16 protein-coding genes are annotated in these 15,547 nt (G+C 67.9%); 5 read left to right on the top strand and 11 right to left on the bottom strand.

Annotated features, from left to right (window positions below):
- Window positions 1-50: 50 nt before the first annotated feature.
- The 4 genes from CKO31_RS20830 to CKO31_RS20815 all read right to left on the bottom strand — a co-directional run bounded on the left by CKO31_RS20830 (window position 51) and on the right by CKO31_RS20815 (window position 4,347).
- Window positions 51-431 (bottom strand): DUF302 domain-containing protein, encoded by a 381-nt coding sequence (locus CKO31_RS20830; RefSeq protein ID WP_200241057.1) that lies wholly within the window; start codon window positions 429-431, stop codon window positions 51-53.
- Window positions 432-561: 130 nt separating this feature from the next.
- Window positions 562-1,719, bottom strand: a complete 1,158-nt coding sequence (locus CKO31_RS20825; protein ID WP_200241055.1) for an acyl-CoA dehydrogenase family protein — start codon at window positions 1,717-1,719, stop codon at window positions 562-564.
- A 156-nt stretch (window positions 1,720-1,875) separates the two neighbouring features.
- Entirely contained in the window at window positions 1,876-2,424 is a 549-nt protein-coding gene (locus CKO31_RS20820; RefSeq protein WP_200241054.1) for an OsmC family protein, read from the bottom strand.
- 222 nt (window positions 2,425-2,646) lie between these two features.
- A complete protein-coding gene (locus tag CKO31_RS20815) occupies window positions 2,647-4,347 on the bottom strand; it encodes a sigma 54-interacting transcriptional regulator (RefSeq protein WP_200241053.1) in 1,701 nt (566 codons plus the stop codon).
- 429 nt (window positions 4,348-4,776) lie between these two features.
- Between CKO31_RS20815 and CKO31_RS20810 the strand changes: the two genes are divergently transcribed.
- Entirely contained in the window at window positions 4,777-5,451 is a 675-nt protein-coding gene (locus CKO31_RS20810; RefSeq protein WP_200241052.1) for an exopolysaccharide biosynthesis protein, read from the top strand.
- 352 nt (window positions 5,452-5,803) lie between these two features.
- Window positions 5,804-6,238: a host attachment protein gene (locus CKO31_RS20805; protein ID WP_200241050.1), complete on the top strand. Its 435-nt coding sequence runs from the start codon at window positions 5,804-5,806 to the stop codon at window positions 6,236-6,238.
- A 51-nt stretch (window positions 6,239-6,289) separates the two neighbouring features.
- Here the strand turns inward: CKO31_RS20805 and CKO31_RS20800 are convergent, their stop codons facing one another.
- From CKO31_RS20800 to CKO31_RS20790, 3 genes are all read right to left on the bottom strand, one after another.
- Window positions 6,290-7,117 (bottom strand): ABC transporter permease, encoded by an 828-nt coding sequence (locus tag CKO31_RS20800; RefSeq protein WP_200241087.1) that lies wholly within the window; start codon window positions 7,115-7,117, stop codon window positions 6,290-6,292.
- Window positions 7,118-7,260: 143 nt separating this feature from the next.
- Complete coding sequence (locus tag CKO31_RS20795; protein WP_200241048.1) at window positions 7,261-8,496, bottom strand: ABC transporter substrate-binding protein; 1,236 nt, start codon at window positions 8,494-8,496, stop codon at window positions 7,261-7,263.
- A gap of 156 nt (window positions 8,497-8,652) precedes the next feature.
- Entirely contained in the window at window positions 8,653-9,456 is an 804-nt protein-coding gene (locus CKO31_RS20790) for an ABC transporter ATP-binding protein (RefSeq protein WP_200241046.1), read from the bottom strand.
- Between the two features lie 817 nt (window positions 9,457-10,273).
- On the opposite strand from CKO31_RS20790, the gene cynS reads away from it, so the two are divergent.
- Complete coding sequence (cynS, locus tag CKO31_RS20785) at window positions 10,274-10,714, top strand: cyanase (protein ID WP_200241044.1); 441 nt, start codon at window positions 10,274-10,276, stop codon at window positions 10,712-10,714.
- A 227-nt stretch (window positions 10,715-10,941) separates the two neighbouring features.
- Here the strand turns inward: cynS and CKO31_RS20780 are convergent, their stop codons facing one another.
- Together CKO31_RS20780 and CKO31_RS20775 are read right to left on the bottom strand one after the other, a co-directional pair.
- On the bottom strand, window positions 10,942-11,883 hold the full coding sequence (locus CKO31_RS20780; RefSeq protein ID WP_200241043.1) for a DMT family transporter: 942 nt from the start codon (window positions 11,881-11,883) through the stop codon (window positions 10,942-10,944).
- A 308-nt stretch (window positions 11,884-12,191) separates the two neighbouring features.
- Window positions 12,192-12,413 carry a hypothetical protein gene (locus CKO31_RS20775; RefSeq protein WP_200241041.1) on the bottom strand — a complete coding sequence of 74 codons (222 nt, stop codon included), beginning with the start codon at window positions 12,411-12,413 and terminating at the stop codon, window positions 12,192-12,194.
- A gap of 682 nt (window positions 12,414-13,095) precedes the next feature.
- On the opposite strand from CKO31_RS20775, the gene CKO31_RS20770 reads away from it, so the two are divergent.
- Window positions 13,096-13,443 (top strand): HD domain-containing protein, encoded by a 348-nt coding sequence (locus tag CKO31_RS20770; RefSeq protein WP_200241039.1) that lies wholly within the window; start codon window positions 13,096-13,098, stop codon window positions 13,441-13,443.
- Between the two features lie 238 nt (window positions 13,444-13,681).
- Here CKO31_RS20770 and CKO31_RS20765 read toward each other — a convergent pair whose 3' ends face one another.
- Together CKO31_RS20765 and CKO31_RS20760 are read right to left on the bottom strand one after the other, a co-directional pair.
- Window positions 13,682-13,918 (bottom strand): nucleotidyltransferase family protein, encoded by a 237-nt coding sequence (locus tag CKO31_RS20765; RefSeq protein ID WP_200241037.1) that lies wholly within the window; start codon window positions 13,916-13,918, stop codon window positions 13,682-13,684.
- A gap of 344 nt (window positions 13,919-14,262) precedes the next feature.
- Window positions 14,263-14,592: a hypothetical protein gene (locus CKO31_RS20760; RefSeq protein ID WP_200241035.1), complete on the bottom strand. Its 330-nt coding sequence runs from the start codon at window positions 14,590-14,592 to the stop codon at window positions 14,263-14,265.
- Between the two features lie 167 nt (window positions 14,593-14,759).
- Between CKO31_RS20760 and yjgA the strand changes: the two genes are divergently transcribed.
- Complete coding sequence (gene yjgA, locus CKO31_RS20755; protein WP_200241033.1) at window positions 14,760-15,305, top strand: ribosome biogenesis factor YjgA; 546 nt, start codon at window positions 14,760-14,762, stop codon at window positions 15,303-15,305.
- Window positions 15,306-15,547 lie beyond the last annotated feature (242 nt).

The following is a 15,547-nucleotide window of genomic DNA, read 5'->3' as shown; positions in this document are numbered from 1 at the left end:
AGGGCTGGACTGGGGCTGGACTGGGGGGCTGGGAGTGGCGGCGCGCCGGCTCAGGCCCGCGGCACCTGGGCGAGGATCTGCTCGAACAGCGCGTCGAGCTCCGCACCGATGGCGTCGAGCGCCGGGCTCTCGAAGGCGGCGAAGACGGTGCTGGGCATGCGGCAGGCGACCTTGGTGGCGCCCCCGTCCTCGTAGACATGGATACGCAGCGGGATGTCGTGACCGGCGGGCTTGCAGGCGTCCCAGACGCGGATGGCGAAGTCCGGCCGGAAGATCTCCAGGATCTGGTCCGCCGGGACCTCCTTGCCGATGAGCTTGGCGTTGGCCTGGCCGTTGATGTGGGCCACTACGCGCAGGCCTGTGACCTCGACGCCGGTCTTGAGCTTGTCGACGGCTTCGTCGGCGGAAAGCGGGGTTTGGAAGGTGTTCATGGAGGAATCCTGACTAACTCGGATACGTTGTCGAGTTTCGAGTTTCGAGTTTCGAGTTTCGAGTTTCTGAGGTGCGAGGCGCCGCTAAGGCTGCCGGGTCGAGCCGGGCGCGCCTTTCACACTTCACCCTTCAAGCTTCCTCCGCCTCTATCCTTGCCAGCTCCTTGCGCAGGTGCTTGGTCGCCGGCGTGACGATGGCCACGAAGTAGGACTCGCGCAGCTTGCGCTGGGCCGGGGCGCTGCTCAGATAGCCCTTGGCGCCGGTATGCAGCATGGCGGACTGGGAGGCGCGCAGTGCCAGCTCGCCGGCGGCGAGGCGCAGCTGCAGGATTTCGCGGAAGAAGTCCTCGGAGGTCTCATACGGCGTCTCGGCCAGGGTCAGCACCGCCTCGACGATGTCGTCCAGCTCCTCCTGGAGCTCGTCTGGGCGGTCGTCCAGGAACTGGTTCACGTGCCCGAGCAGGGTCTCCGCGCCGCGGCAGACATCGATGCAGCCCTGGATGTTGCCGGCGCCCATGCCGAACTGCAGCAGCACCAGGCCGGCCCGTGCGCGGCGCAGGAAGCCGGCGCCGTCGTGGTCAATGACATGGGCATCCGGAATGAAGACGTTGTCGAACAGGCAGGCGAAGGTGCGCGTGCCCTCCAGCGCCACGAAGTGCGCGGACTGGCGCAGCGTGAAGCCCGGCGAGCTGCAGTCCACCAGGGCCATGACGGTGCGGTTGGTGTCGCCGCTCAGCGTGAACAGCGAGCCGAAGACGTGGTCGACGCCCAGGTTCGAGACCCAGGGCAGACTGCCGTTGACGATGTAGCCGCCGTCCACCCGCTCGCCGGTGAGGCGCAGGTCCTCGATACCGGAGAAGGCCTTCATGGTGTTGGACATGCCGGTGCCGCCGAGGACACGGCCGGAGGCGAGCTGCTCCAGCCAGAGGTCGCGGGCCTCGGCCTCGCCCATTTGCAGGTACCAGGCGCAGGTGTCCTGGCACCAGGTCGCAAAGCCGGTGGACAGGCACTCGTGGGAGACGGCGGCCATGGCGCGGATCGCGGCGCCGAAGTCGTGGCGGCCGTCGGGGCGTGCGTCCGGCAGGTGCGGGCGGAACGCGCCGGCGGCGCCGAGGCTGTGCATGACGGTCTTGGGATAGAGGCCTTCGGTGTCGATGCGCGCCGTCAGCGGGGCGAGCTCGTGCTCGACCACGGCCCGGGTGGCCGCGACCAGCTCATCGGCCGTTTGCACGGCGGGAGGGATGCGGCCGGCGGCCGTGGGCTCGGGGATCTGGATCGCGGCGCTCATGGCATACGGCTCCTGAAGCGGGTGTCGGGGCAGGCAAGGGGCGCGGCCAGCAGCCGCGCAGTGGTCTCTTTGGCCGGGCGCACCGGCGGCGGGCGGTGCGCCCGGCTGCGGGTGCGTAGGGCCGAGGCCGGCGGCCTCGGACGCGTAGTGGGCCGATCAGGCGGGGTCGACGCTGACGTTCACCGGGCGGCGCATGGTGTTGGCGACCGGCGACCAGGTGTTGGAGTGGGCGATGATCTCGTCGATCACCTCTTTCGACGCGTCGCCGTCGGCGTCGATGGTTACGCGGATGTCGGTGAAGCCCAGCGGCTTGGCCGGATTCAGGTCGCCGGTGCCCCAAACGGCGGTGACGTTGATATCGCCTTCCAGGTGCAGCTCTAGCTTGGTCAGGCGCACGCCGCGGGCTGTGGCGTTGGCGTGCACGCCGACGGCGAGGCAGGCGCCCAGGGAGGCCAGCGCCGCCTCGGAGGGGTTCGGGGCGTTGTCCTCGCCGAGCAGGTGCGGCGGCTCGTCGATGAGCATGGGCGCCAGGTCGCGCACATAGGTCATGTTGCGGAACTGGCCCTCGCAGACGGTCTTGGTCTTCAGCGTGACGACATTGGTGGGGTTGGCCTTGCCCTTCTCGCCGAGCTTGGCGAGGCCCTCGGCGTTGATGGGGCGCAGGAAGTCGATGGTGGTGGCAACGGTCTCGGCGGTGGCGCTCATGGGGCTGACTCCGTCTGTTGTGGGTGGTCGCAGTGGACCGGGCTGAAACTCCCACAGTAGTCAGCAAGCGCCATGCCTATCATGTAAAGACAATATAAACAGAGACTTGCCGATTTTCGCACCCGCGGGGTCGACAATTGGGCTCGCCGTTGGATCGCTTTGTCGACAATGTCGACATGGCCGGTCCGGGGCAGGCCGGGCCGGACTGGGCCGGCGCGGCGGTCAATCCGTCGTGATGCCGAGCTTGACGATGCGATAGCGCAGCTGCCGAGGTGTCAGCCCCAGGCTCAACGCCGCCCGGGTCTTGTTGCCGTGGTGGCGCTGCAGGGCCTGCTCGATGTGTGCGCGCTCGTCGTGGCGCACCCGTGCATAGGGCCGCAGCCCCGGCTCGCTGCTGTCGAAGGGGTTGCCCGACACGCCGCCGGCGGCGGCCAATCCCATGGCCGTGGCCTGCGCTGGCGCCGGTGCGAGCGCGCTCGGCCCGGCGGGCGGAGCTGCTTCGCCGCCCGCTGCGGCGATTGGCAGTCCGCCCGGCTCGGTGCCGGCGGCGACGCCAGGCTGGCAAATGCCTTCTTCCTCGGCGAGGATCTCCTGGATCAGCTCCCGGCGGATGACGGACTCCGTGCTCATGAGCACGGCGCGCTTTACCAGGTTCTCCAGCTGGCGGATGTTGCCGGGCCAGCCGAAGCGCTCCAGCAGCTCCAGCGCGCCGGTGCCGAACACCTGGTTGCGGCCGTATTCCTGGTTGGCGGCATGCAGGAAGTGTCGGGCCAGGATGGGCACGTCGCCGGTGCGTGCGCGCAGTGGCGGCAGGCGGATGGGAAAGACGTTGAGGCGGTAGAAGAGGTCCAGGCGAAAGCGCCCGTCGTTCACGGCCTCCTGTAGGTTCTGGTGGGTCGCGGCGACGATGCGCACGTCCACCGGAATGTCGCGGGTGCCGCCCACCCGCTGCACCACCTTGTACTCCAGCACCCGCAGCAGCTTGGCTTGGAGCTCCAGGTCCAGATCGCCGATCTCGTCCAGGAACAGGGTGCCGCCGTCGGCGAGCTCCATGCGGCCCTTCTTGACGCCCTGGGCGCCGGTGAAGGCACCCTTCTCGTGGCCGAACAGCTCGGACTCCAGCAGATTGGCCGGGATGGCAGCGCAGTTGACGCTGACGAAGGGCCCGTCGGCGCGCTTGCTCGCCACGTGCTGCATGCGCGCGAAGCGCTCCTTGCCGGTGCCGGACTCCCCGAGCAGCAACACCGTGGTCTTGGTGGCCGCCACTTGCAGGGTCTGGTTGATGGCCTGATGCAGCGCCGGACTCTGGCCGATGATGCCGTAGGAGGCACCGCGGCTCTCCATGCGGTTCTTGAGCAGCCGGTTTTCCGACAGCAATTGCGCGGTGCGCTCGGCCACCAGGTCGTTCACGCGCAGAACCTGGGCGATCAGGGTCGCGATGACCTGTAACAGTGCAACGTCGCGCTGGAAGGGGCGCTCGCGCTGGCGCAGCCGGTGCACCGCCAGCACGCCGATGCTCTGCTCGTGCTGCTGGATAGGCAGGGCGATGAAGGCCACCGGCTCCTGGGGCAGCACGCCGCGGGACACCGCCCGGGTCAGGTAATCGGGCTCGCTGTCGATGTCCTGCACCAGCTCCACCTGGCCCGTCTGGAAGACGCGCCCGGTGATGCCCTCGCCGACGGCATAGCGCCCGCGGGCGCGCTCGTCGGCCGTCAGGCCGTAGGCATAACGGATGCCGAGCGCGCCGGTGCGTGGGTCCACCAGCAGCACGCGGCCGCGGTTCAGGCCCAAGAGCTGGGACAACAGCCGCAGGATGCCCTGGATAGCGCCCTCCGGGTCGTCGCTGCGGCTGATGATGCGGGCGGCCTGCTGGACCACCAGCAGCTCGGATTCCAGGGAGATGGCGGTGTCGGAGACGGACATGGCTGCTCGGGATTGACGACAAAGTGGCCAAACCCGTTAGCAAGCCTCGCGCCAAAAGTCCGAGCAATCGCCTTGGGCATAAAACGGCAGGTCAGATCCGCCAACGCTCGACTAATGGGGACAGTATACAGAACCGTATGAACCGGCAGGATGGATTGGATACACCGTCACCATAATTGATTACAGTGACGGTCTATCCGATTCAATACTAGGGGACGGTATATAGAACTTCGTCAACCCGTTCTAACAAGTTAGATATACTGTCACTTTAATGTGGAAGGACAGTGTTATCGACTGTCGCCATGATTTGGCGGGCGGCTGCCCGCCGTCTGGAGCGGGCTGTGATTTGGGGCAGGCGCGGTCGGGCGGGGCGCTGTACCATCCGCGCTGCTTTCGGTCGCCACTGCCGCTGTTGACAGGACATCCACCATGAACGAGCGCCCCGTTGATGACGTCGCCGACGAGGTCGAAGAGGCCGCGCCCCGACGCGGCCTGATCGCCGCCCTCGAAGTCATCGCCGAGGAGGCACCCGCCGACGGCATGACGCTCTTGGAATTCACTCATGCCCTGGGCGAGCGTGCTTTCGGCCTGATGCTGTTCGCGCTGGCCGTGCCGGTTTGCATCCCACTGCTCTACGGCATTCCGCAGATCGTCTCCCTGCCCATGATCGCCATCGCTGTGCAGATGGCCATGGGCCGCCCGGAGCCCTGGATGCCGCGGCGTTTCGGGGAGCGGCGTCTCAGCCGGTCGGGGCTGATCCAGATGGCCAACGGCGCCCGCAAGTGGTTCGGCTGGATCGAGGCCGTGGCCCGGCCGCGGCTGCTGCTGCTGTCCGGTCCCACCGCGGAGCGGGTGGTGGGTGCGGTCTTCGTCGTCTTTATCGCGAGCATCCTGATCCCCTTCCCGGCCACCAATACATTGCCGGGCATCGGCATCGCCATGGCCTCCATCGGCCTCATCACCCGCGACGGGCTGCTGGTCCTCGCCGGGCTCGCCATCGGCCTGGTCTGGATTACGCTGCTGGTGGTGGGCATCGCCGTGTTCGGCCCCGCCTTCATCGACCTCTTCAAGGACGCCCTCAAGTCCCTGCTCGGTCTCGGCTGACGCGTCAGACGCGCAGGGGCCCACCGGACCATAGCGGGGGTAGCCCTTTGCAGGCATGTGGGAGCGGCATCCTTGCCGCGACGCCTCCGGGCGCAAGATCAGCGCCCATCCCGGCGAGGACGCCGCTCCCACAATCAAATTGCGGGGACGGTATATATAACTTGCCGAAGGGCCTGCGAGCGGTCTCTGCCCCGAGTCCCGCGCCATCAGTGCCGGCAGCGCCACCGGTCGGCGTGCGCTTGCCTGTGATCAACCTTGGGTGGCGGTGGAAGGGTCTACAGTGAAGGTAACAGTGGTTGCATGCGGCACCCGCCGGTGTGACCCCAGACCATTTCCACAGGAGGTAATGTTCATGACCATCTGGGCTATCGTCGCCGACGCCGCACGCGCACGCCTGTTCGCGCTCGAAGGTCGTGGGGCGCCGCTCAAAGAGCTGGAAGACCTGATCCGCGCCGAAGGCGCGCTCAAGGGCGGCGAAATCGAGGCGGACCGACCCGGGCGCACCTTCGACTCGGCCGGGTCGGGCCGGCATGCCATGGAGCCGTCGCTGGACCCGCGCAAGGAGGAGGCCCAGCGCTTCGCCCGCGAGATCGCCAACCAGCTGGACACCAGCTACAAGAACCACGATTTCGAGCGCCTTTGCCTCATCGCGCCGCCGGAGTTCCTCGGCATGCTGCGCGAAGAGATGGACAGCGCCCTGGCCGACGCCGTGGCCGGCGAGCTGAACAAGGATCTGACCCATGCCGACACCGACCGCGTCGCCACCGAGATCTGGGCCCTGCTGTAGGCGCGGCGGAATGCCGCCAGGCCGGCAGCACCGGCCGGCGGTGCCGCCCGCTCAATCCGCCTGCCGCCAGGAAAAGCGCTTGATCAGGCTGACGCAGAGGCCATCCAGCAGGAAGCCGATGATGCCGATGACCACGACGATGGCCGCCAGGGTGTCGTACTCCAGGGTGTCGCGGGCGTCGTTGATGGCATAGCCCAGTCCGCTGGTGACGCCCAGGTACTCCGCCGGCACCAGCACGATCCAAGCCACCCCCACCGCGAGCCTTAAGCCCGCGAAGATGTCCTGGCCGATGGCCGGCATGATCACCCGCCGCAGCATCTGCCAGCCGTCGGCGCCCAGATTGCGCGCCACCTTGAACCACAGGGGGTCGATGCGGCGCACGCCCTGGGCGGTGGAGAACAGCACCGGCCAGACCGCGGCGACCGTGATCAGGAACACAATGGCCCCGTCCCAGGTGGCGAAGGCCAGCACCGCAATGGGCATCCAGGCCAACGGGCTGATCATGCGCAGGAACTGAAAGGGCACATGCGTGACCTCCCGCAGCGCCGACGACAGCCCGATGGCCACGCCCACGGGCACGCCGATGACGAAGGCCCAGAGCAGGCCCATGCCGATGCGGTAGAGGCTCGGGTAAATGGTGCCCCAAACGTCCCCGGAGGCTACCAGCTCGCCGAGCGCCGCGAAGGCCGGTGCCGGCGCGAAGCCGGCGAAGGTCGCGACGTCGTCGTTGTTGGCGATGGCCCAGCCGCCGAGCCACCACAGCGCCAACAACACCGCGATGCCGACGGCGGGGTAGGCCACCGTGGACAGCAGGAAGGCCCGCACCGCAGGCCAGCGGAAGGTGCGGGTGTGCCAGCTGCCGGCGCTGCGCGCCACCACCGCGGCCCCTGCCGGCGGCGTGGCCGACACCGGCTGTGCCCCGGCCTGCGCCGCGGCGGGCTGAGCCGGCGCCCGGCGGGTGCGCGCCGGCGCCTCGGCCCGGCGGTGCTCCGGCGCCAGCGGTAGAGTGCCTTCGGCGACCGTCACAACACCACCACCTCTTTGCGGGTGTAGGGATCATTTGGGTCGATGCCCGGCACCTGGGACCAGTCCATGAACTGTTCCATGGCCACCTTGACGTGGTCGTAGTTCACCAGGTCTTGGGTGACGAAGTCGGGATCGAGCTCCTTCAGGAAGGTGGTGTCGCCGCCCACCAGGGTCTTGTTCATCTCCTCGACGATGAGCTTGGTGGCGCTCGGGTAGGGATAGGGCTGGAAGTCGATGCGCCCGTTTTGCCACTCCTCGACGTGGCGGTTGGCGTTCGGGTCCGTGTAGTCGTCGGGGCCGTAGAAGGTCATGGCCCGCTCCACCACCTTGGCGGGCATGGGTAGATACTTCTTGCCGTCCTTCGAGAGCATGTGCGCCACCTCGCCCTTGTTCTGCTGGGCGTAGATCTGCGCCTTGACCACGGCGTTCATGACCTTCTGGGTCCACTCCGGCTTGGCGGCGACGGTCTGCTCGTTCATGCAGACCACGCAGCAAGGGTGGTTCTTCCAGATGTCGCCGGTGAAGCGCAGCATGTTGCCGCCCGCCAGCATCTCGCCGGCGGCGTTGAAGGGCTCGGCGACGATGAAGGCGTCGATCTTCTTGGAGGCCAGCGCCGGCGGCATGTCCGGCGGCGGCATGATCATCAGATTGACTTCGTCCGGTGCGAGCTCCGCGGTCTGCTCCTTGATCACCGGCTTCAGGCCGGCGTTGCGCAGCGCCATCTGCAGCACGATGTTGTGCATGCTGTACCAGTAGGGCACCGCCACCTGCTTGCCGGCCAGGTCGGCGAAGTCTTTGGCATCCACGTGCCTGCCCGTGACCACGGCGGAGCCGTTCAGGTGCGCCCAGGACATGATCTTGACCGGGAAGTCGTTGTTGTAGCGCATCCACACGGGGATGGGCTTCAGCAGGTGCACCAGGTTGAACTTACCGGCCGCGAAGCCCTCCACCAGCGGCGACCAGCCGCGGATCAGGGTCGGCTTCTCGACCTTGAGGCCCTCTTCTTCGAAATACCCGTTGGCGTGGGCCACCAGCAGGGCCGTGGCGTCGGTGATGGGGATGTAGCCGATGCGCACCACCTCGTCTTCGGGCGGCTCGGCGGCGTTCAGCAGGCCCGGCAGGCTCGCCATGGTGGCGGCGAGGCCGCCCTTGGCGAGGAGGTCGAGCATGAAATCGCGGCGCGACATCTCGTGCTCGAAGAGATAATTCAGATCGTCGTCGTGCTGGCTCATCGAAGGTGCCTCTTTAGGGTTGCGATGGTCGGCTGTGGAGAGGGAATCCGGTTGCCAGCCTCAGTGGTGGCGCCGGCCGCTCTGGAGGCGGCTCGGCGGGAAGGTTTTGGGGTTGGCGCTGCGGCTTCGGTCGGCTCGCTCGCCGGGGGACGTCCCCTAGGCCGCTTCGCGCTGTGCTTCCTCGGTGGCGACCGCCGGCTGCGGCGCCGTGCTGCGGCCGTCGCCGACGAGCCCGTCGAAGGTGGTCATCAGCTGCTCGCGGGCGCGGCTGTACTCGGCGCTGGCGCGCTCGCGCGGCGCCGGCAGCTCGACGGCCATCTCGCCGGCGATGCGCCCGGGGTTCGCCGCCATGATCAGTACCCGGTCCGCCATGGCGACGGCTTCGTCGATGTCGTGGGTGACGATGACCAGGGTCAGACCCGCTTGCCGGGCGATGCGCGAGACCTCGTCCTGGAGGGCGGCGCGGGTGAAGGCGTCCAGCGCGGAGAAGGGCTCGTCGAGCAGCAGCAGCTCCGGCGAGGTCGCCAGCGAGCGCGCCAGGGCGACGCGCTGCTGCTGCCCGCCGGAGAGGCTCTGGACGTTGGCCTCCGCCTTATCGGCGAGGCCAACCAGCTCCAGCAGCGAGTCGATACGCGCCGGGTCGCGGTGCCCGGCGAAGAGCAGGCCCAACTCCGCGTTGCGCCGTACCGTCATCCACGGATACAGGCTCGGCTTCTGGAACATCATGTTCCACTTGGCACTGGGCCGCGTGACCATGTGCCCGCGGATATGCACGCAGCCCTCGCTCGGCATCAGCAGGCCCGCCAGCATGTGCAGCAGGGTGGACTTGCCGCAGCCGCTGCGGCCGATCAGTGCCACCTGCTCGCCCGGGTGGATGGTCAGTGCGATGTCCTTCAGCGTCGGCGCCGGCTGGCCCTTGAAGGTGTGGGTGATGTAGTCGACGGAGACGTTGGCGCTCATGCAGCGCTCCCGGCAATGGACGATGCCGTGGCTTCTGCAGGGAGCGTGCCATGGTGTGGATCAGGCGCCGCTGCCCAGCAACGGCGCATGCGCGCGCACCAGATGCACCGCTTTGGCGACATTCGCCGGCCCCGGACTCGGCTGCGAGTGTCGACAATGCCCGACAATCCCGGTCGGCAATGCCGAGCCTGCGGCAATTGTCCGCTGCGGCGCTACCCCGCGAGAGATCCGACAAAGCGAGCGCCGTAGGTCGGGCTGAGGCACGAAGCCCGACACCGCGAGTGCCGTCACCGCCTGATTGTCGGGCCTCCTGGCGTCGGCCCGACCTACGCCGGGGTACGCCAGGGCCCTGTGGGACGGCTGCTCGTCATACCTGCCCGGGCTCCCAAGCCGTAGGTCGGGCTGAGGGACGAAGCCCGACGCCGCGATTGCTGTAACCGCCGGATTGCTCTGTCCTTCTCGCGCGACCCCGACCGATGTCGAGGGCCTCGCGGAGCAGGCACCACTGCCATTGGCGCCGCACGCACTGCGGGGGCACGGGGCATGCTTGCCGATCCCGTGTCGGCGGACTCTGCCGCGCCAGCGGTTCGTCGCCGCCCCACCACCCGGCCATCCGCGCCGAGCCTCCACCGGCCCCAAGACATCGCTCGGAGGCATGGCCTTCGCGCTGCCGTCGCCGGGGCCGATGCTTACCGCCCGAGCGGTTGATCCCGCCGCGGGCGCGCAGCAGGCCGCAGCACCTTGGCACCGGACTTGCTCTCTACGTAACGGTTGACCCCAACCGATTCACTCAGCCGCAACGACGAGGTGCCGACGTATGACCAAAACCGACATGAGGACCGCCATCCTGGAGGCGAAGAAGGCCAAGGGCATGACCTGGGAGGCGCTCGCCGGCGCCGTCGGCATCTCGCCGGAGTTTCTCTGCTCCGCCTGCCTCGGCATGAACAGCCTGAGCGCGGCCAACGCGGAGAGCTGCGCCGAGGCCCTGGGGCTGGGCCCGGACGTCGCCTCGGCCCTGACCGAGTTCCCGAAGAAGACCTGGGACCAGACCATCCCGACGGACCCGCTGATCTACCGCTTCTACGAGATCGTGGGCGTCTACGGCGAGACCCTGAAAGAGGTCATCCACGAGCAGTTCGGCGACGGCATCATGAGCGCCATCGACTTCTCCATGGACGTCTCCAAGCAGGAAGATCCCAAGGGCGACCGCGTCGTCGTCACCCTCAACGGCAAGTTCCTGCCCTACAAATCCTGGTAACGGCGGCTTCGCTGCGCGGGCCATGCCCGCGCGCCACTGGGACCGCCGGCATCCTGCCGGCTCGACGGGCGGTGCACGGTAGGCGCAGTCAGTGCGTAGGTCCGGCCGACACCAGCAGGCCCGACGAAGAGGAAGCTACAGCCAGCACGGCATCGCGCGCTGCTCCTGCCGGATCGAGGGAACAGGCCTGCTCGCGCTCACCCTTCGTGATGGCACGACCCCGCACATCACCGCCGCAGCCACACCACCGCCAGCCCCGCCAGCACGATACAGCCGCCGCCGGCCAGCTCCGTGACACTCAGGGCTTCGCCGGCGATCAGTGCCGCCGACACGGCACCGACGATCAGCTCGAACAACAGCAGCACCGACGAGCGCTGCAGCGGCATCCGCGTCACCCCGTACTGGGTCGCCGAGATCATGCTGCTCATCCAGAGCACGCCCACCACCAGCGCCGCCAGCAGCGCCCAGGGCAGGGCGCTGAAGTCGCTGCCCACCCCCGCAGCCGCAACCGCCGCCAGCGGCGGCACCAGGGCCACCGCCGCCAGATTCTTCAGCGCCGACGGCAGCCCCCGCGCCCCGCGCAGCTGCACATTGGTGAGCGCAAACGCAAAGCCCGCCACCAGCCCCAGCAGGTCCGCCGCACTGAAGGCCCGCAGCAGCCCTTGACCGAGCCCGCGGGTGTCCGACAACAGCATCAGCCCCGCCCCGAACAGCGCCAGCACCAGCGCCGGCACCGTCACCGCAAGCAGCCGCTCCCCCAGCAGCATCCGCCCCAGCAGCACCGCCCACACCGGCGATAGGTAGAACAGGATCAGCACCCGCGCCACCTCACCCTCGATCATGCCCAGACCGAATGCGATCCCCGACACCGCCGCCGACGACCCGATGCCGAGCAGCCGCCAGCGCGCGGCCGCCACCGCCGGCCAATGCCGGCGCGCCACCAGCCCCAGCGTCACGGTAGCGCCGATGTAGATAAAGGTCAGCGCCCACAGCCCGCCGAGCCCCGCCTGTTCCAGCCACCGCAGCGGCAGCCAATACAGGCCCCAGAGCGTGGAGCCCGCCAGCATCACCGGAATGACGATGGCTTGGTTGGCGGTGTCGGCCGTGCCGACAGTGCTTGGTCCCGTGGGGCTATTGGTCGTGGGAGGTGCTGGTTTGATGTTGATCATGTCTTGCTGTCGATGAGCGTCAATGCCTGCCGCGGCCCGAGCACCGGCATCGCATCCGTCTTCGGAAGCGGCGCAGGTGCCTCATGAGCAACCGGCAGTGAGCGGCCGGAGCGATGCCGTGCAAAGCCGTGGGGTCGGGATCTGGAAAGTCCGCCGGATCGGCATCGGCCATCCCTTGGACTAAAAGGCAGTGGCCGACTGCGTAGTCAGGCTGGCGCGGCCAGACAGCCTGAGGGCTGGAAACCCTGCCTATGCAGGGCTCGCGAGCGCACGCACGGGCAGGCAGTCCGGAGCCGAGGGCATTGGCGTCAATCGCCAGCCTTATGCCGCCGCTCCTGTCGCGCCTCGCGAATGACGGCGGCGATGTCCTCTTCGCTTAGGCCGTCAGCCCCAGTGTCGGCAGCAGTGCGCCGAACGGCGTCCAGCGCCCGGCCGAAGCGGGCGGCACGCAGGGCTGGCAAGTGCTGCTCCAAGTCCATCGGGCCGGACCGGTTGAGGATGCCGAAGGGTTTGTCGTTGCGGGTCAACATCAGCTCGCCGTCTTCTCCGAAACGCTGCTATACCACGCCGGGCCGACAACGCAGCTCGCGGACATCGATAAAGTCTATAGGGCCGGCCTTGTAGGACATTCGAGTGATGCAGCCAAGGATATCGAGGGGATGCAACGATATAAGGCGATGCCGAGAATCGCCTGCTGCTGCCACACCTAAGCCACCTTATGCTCGATTTGAGTGAGCGCGGTGTCAATGGCTCGCGACACCGCTCCGGAGGCAGGGCAAGCATTCGCCGTAGGTCGGCCTGAGGCAGGAAGCTCGACGCCGAGCTTGCTGTAACAGACGGATTTTCGAGCCTGTTTGCGTTGGCCCGACCGACGCCGAGGCAGGTGCGGGCCGGCAGCAGGTAATCCTTGTCCCATTTCAAAGGCGGCGTCGCGCATCGCCGGGCGCTCTGCGCCCGGTTGCGGCCAAGTCCGAGCGGACGCTTGCCGGGATGCCGCAGCATGCCCCTATCCACCCGCGGCGGTCCAGAGCGCCGGACGACTACTGGCATCGCAGAGCGGTCGCACCAGCGGAAGGCCCGGCATCCGCTTGGGCTCACCCGTCGCTCGGCCAGCCGTATTGCCCGAGAGCGACTTCCGCATCGGCAGGCTCACTCTCTGAGCCACCGGGGGAGGTACCATACTTCGGCAACACCAGGTATGCGAGCGCCTCGATGTATACACGGCACTATCTGCGGTACTGGGGCAAGGCTGGGGCGGCTGGTGAGTTCCACCTGTTGGCCTATCACGCGCTGGATGTCGCCGCCTGCGGCAAGACGTTGCTTGAGCGCCACTCGCCCCTGCGCGATCTGCTCCGCGCACGGCTCGGCCTGCCGGAGGCCATGCTGTGCGCCTGGCTGACCTTCATGCTGGTATTACACGATACGGGGAAATTCAGCTATCGGTTCCAGCGGCTGCGCCAGGATTTCCCGGGCCTTGAGCCGAATCCGTCGCTGGAAACGCAGTACCACCCCCCGAACCCACAAAAAGCACAAAAAGGGGTCAGAGCCGAATGGCACTAACTTAAGCGGCGTCTTCATAAAAACAGTCACTTAGCGAAGCGCTTGGCCTGCAACCCGAACAGCTCCAGGCCGTCCGACATGCGAAGACCGCCCGCTTGTGCCGCAGGAGAGCTTGGATCGTCGTATCGTAGTCAACGTAAGTGTCTGATTCATGTCGCGGACTGGCTTAAGTTAGCGCCATTTGGGTCAGAGCCCTTTTTCAACGTAGAGCGTCCATGTGCGCGGTGCGCTGGTGGGCTCAGACACGGATCGTCTGGCGCTCGACATAGGGCCGGAGCCCGGGCCTTAGGGCCTTTTCCGTGACCAGATCGACCGGGCGGCCAAGTAGGTCCTGCAGGTAGAACTGAACGCCGAAGTAACGCTTGGAGGTGGCGGGTCCGTAGAAGCCAAACAGGGCGAGCGCGGTGACGCCGTAGCGTCGCGCAAGCCGGGGCTTGTGGTGCCTAAGCAGGTCCAGGGTCTGCATCCGGTTCATATTCCGTGCGCCTTGGCTCGCGAGTGCTCGGGTGTCGAGCGGACTCCTTGTGACCGCTCCAGGTTGCAGATTGTGCTGAGAATCGTGATACGCATCAGCACACCAGCATACCCGCGTCGCAGACGGGCAGGCCCGAGCGCTTGCCGCGCTCACGGGGATGCGCCTACGTCGTTGCGCACCGGGTCGGTCCCTCGACGTTTAGACCTACTGGGACACTCACCTCATCCGTGAAGCCGACAGGCGGGCCGGCTGTGTTGGGACTGGGCGCGGGAGCTTGCGCCACGGAGGTGCGCCTTCGGTTGGCGGCGTCGAGCCAGGCATCGGCGCCCAGTCGGCGGGGTCGGTCATGGAGTGAGCTGGGCTATGACGCAGTCGATGGCGGGTTGGTTGTTGCCGGTGGGGTAGAAGCCGTTGATGGCTTCGCGGTAGGCCGCGGGGTCGATCTCGCCGGCGCCGAGCTTGGCGATCTCGTCGAGGAAGGTGACGTCGTCGGTGCTCACGTCCAGCAGGTAGCTGATGGGCTGGGTGCCGATGGTGAGATTGCCGCAGGTGGTCTCCACCTTGTTGAGAAAGGCATTGCTGGCCGGGCCCTCGGGGGCGATGAGGTCGCCGCCGCAGCCGGCGAGGGCGGTGAGCAACGGCAGGGTCAGCAGGGCTTGGCGGGCAGGCGACATGGCTTGAGGGCTCCGTTGGATACATGGATGGGCGCAGGTGCGCCGGGCGCGGACCTGTGGGGTGCGAGCTGTGGCGCCAGCATAGCCCAGCGTGTGCGCTCGCGCCCGTGCCGTTGCCGAGGCTCGGCGTTGTCGTCGCCGGGCGAAGAATCGGCGACAATCGCGGGATGACGCACGACAACAGCGACTCCATCCAAGACGTTTTGCCCGCGGACGAGCCGGCCGGCGACGAGCCGAGCAAGAGCGCGCGCAAGCGCGAGCGCCTGGCGCTGCAGGACTTGGCGGAGGAGATGCTCGGGCTGCCGCGGGCGGAGCTGGAAGGGCTGGGGCTCGGGCCGGACACCTGGGCGGCCATCGACGAGACCGCCCGCATCAAAGACCGCAGGGCCATGCGCCGGCACGTGAAGCGGGTGGCGAATTGTCTGGCGCGGGAAGAGAGCACCGCGCCGCTGCAAGCGCTGCTGGACGCCCGTGCCGAGCAGGCCCGCCAGGCGACGGCGCGGCATCACCGGGTGGAGCGTTGGCGCGCTCGGCTCATCGACGAGGGCGACGCGGCGCTCACGGAGCTGTTGGATGCGTATCCGCAGGCGGACCGTCAACGGCTGCGGGCCGCAGTGCGCGCGGCGCAGCGGGACGCCGAGCGCGGCCGCCCCGAGGCGCCGCGGAAGCTGTTTCGTTTGCTGCGGGAGCTGGTGGACGCGGCCGACGATTGATCGGGCCTGCGCGGCTTGGCCTTCGCTGCCGGATGTCGGGCCTCCTTCGTCGGCGCCGACCTACCAGCGGCTGGATCTGCTGGATGCGGCCGACGATTGGCCGGGCCTACGCGGCTTGGCCTTCGCTGCGGGATGTCGGGCCTCCTTCGTCGGCGCCGACCTACCGGCGGCGAGAGCTGTTGGACGCGGCCGACGATTGGCCGGGCCTGCGCGGCTTGGCCTTCGCTGCCGGATGTCGGGCC

Source organism: Thiohalocapsa halophila (genome assembly GCF_016583825.1).
GTDB classification, from domain to species: domain Bacteria; phylum Pseudomonadota; class Gammaproteobacteria; order Chromatiales; family Chromatiaceae; genus Thiohalocapsa; species Thiohalocapsa halophila.
The sequence above is the reverse complement of the archived record's forward strand: the minus strand, read 5'-3'. Positions and strand labels throughout refer to the sequence as shown.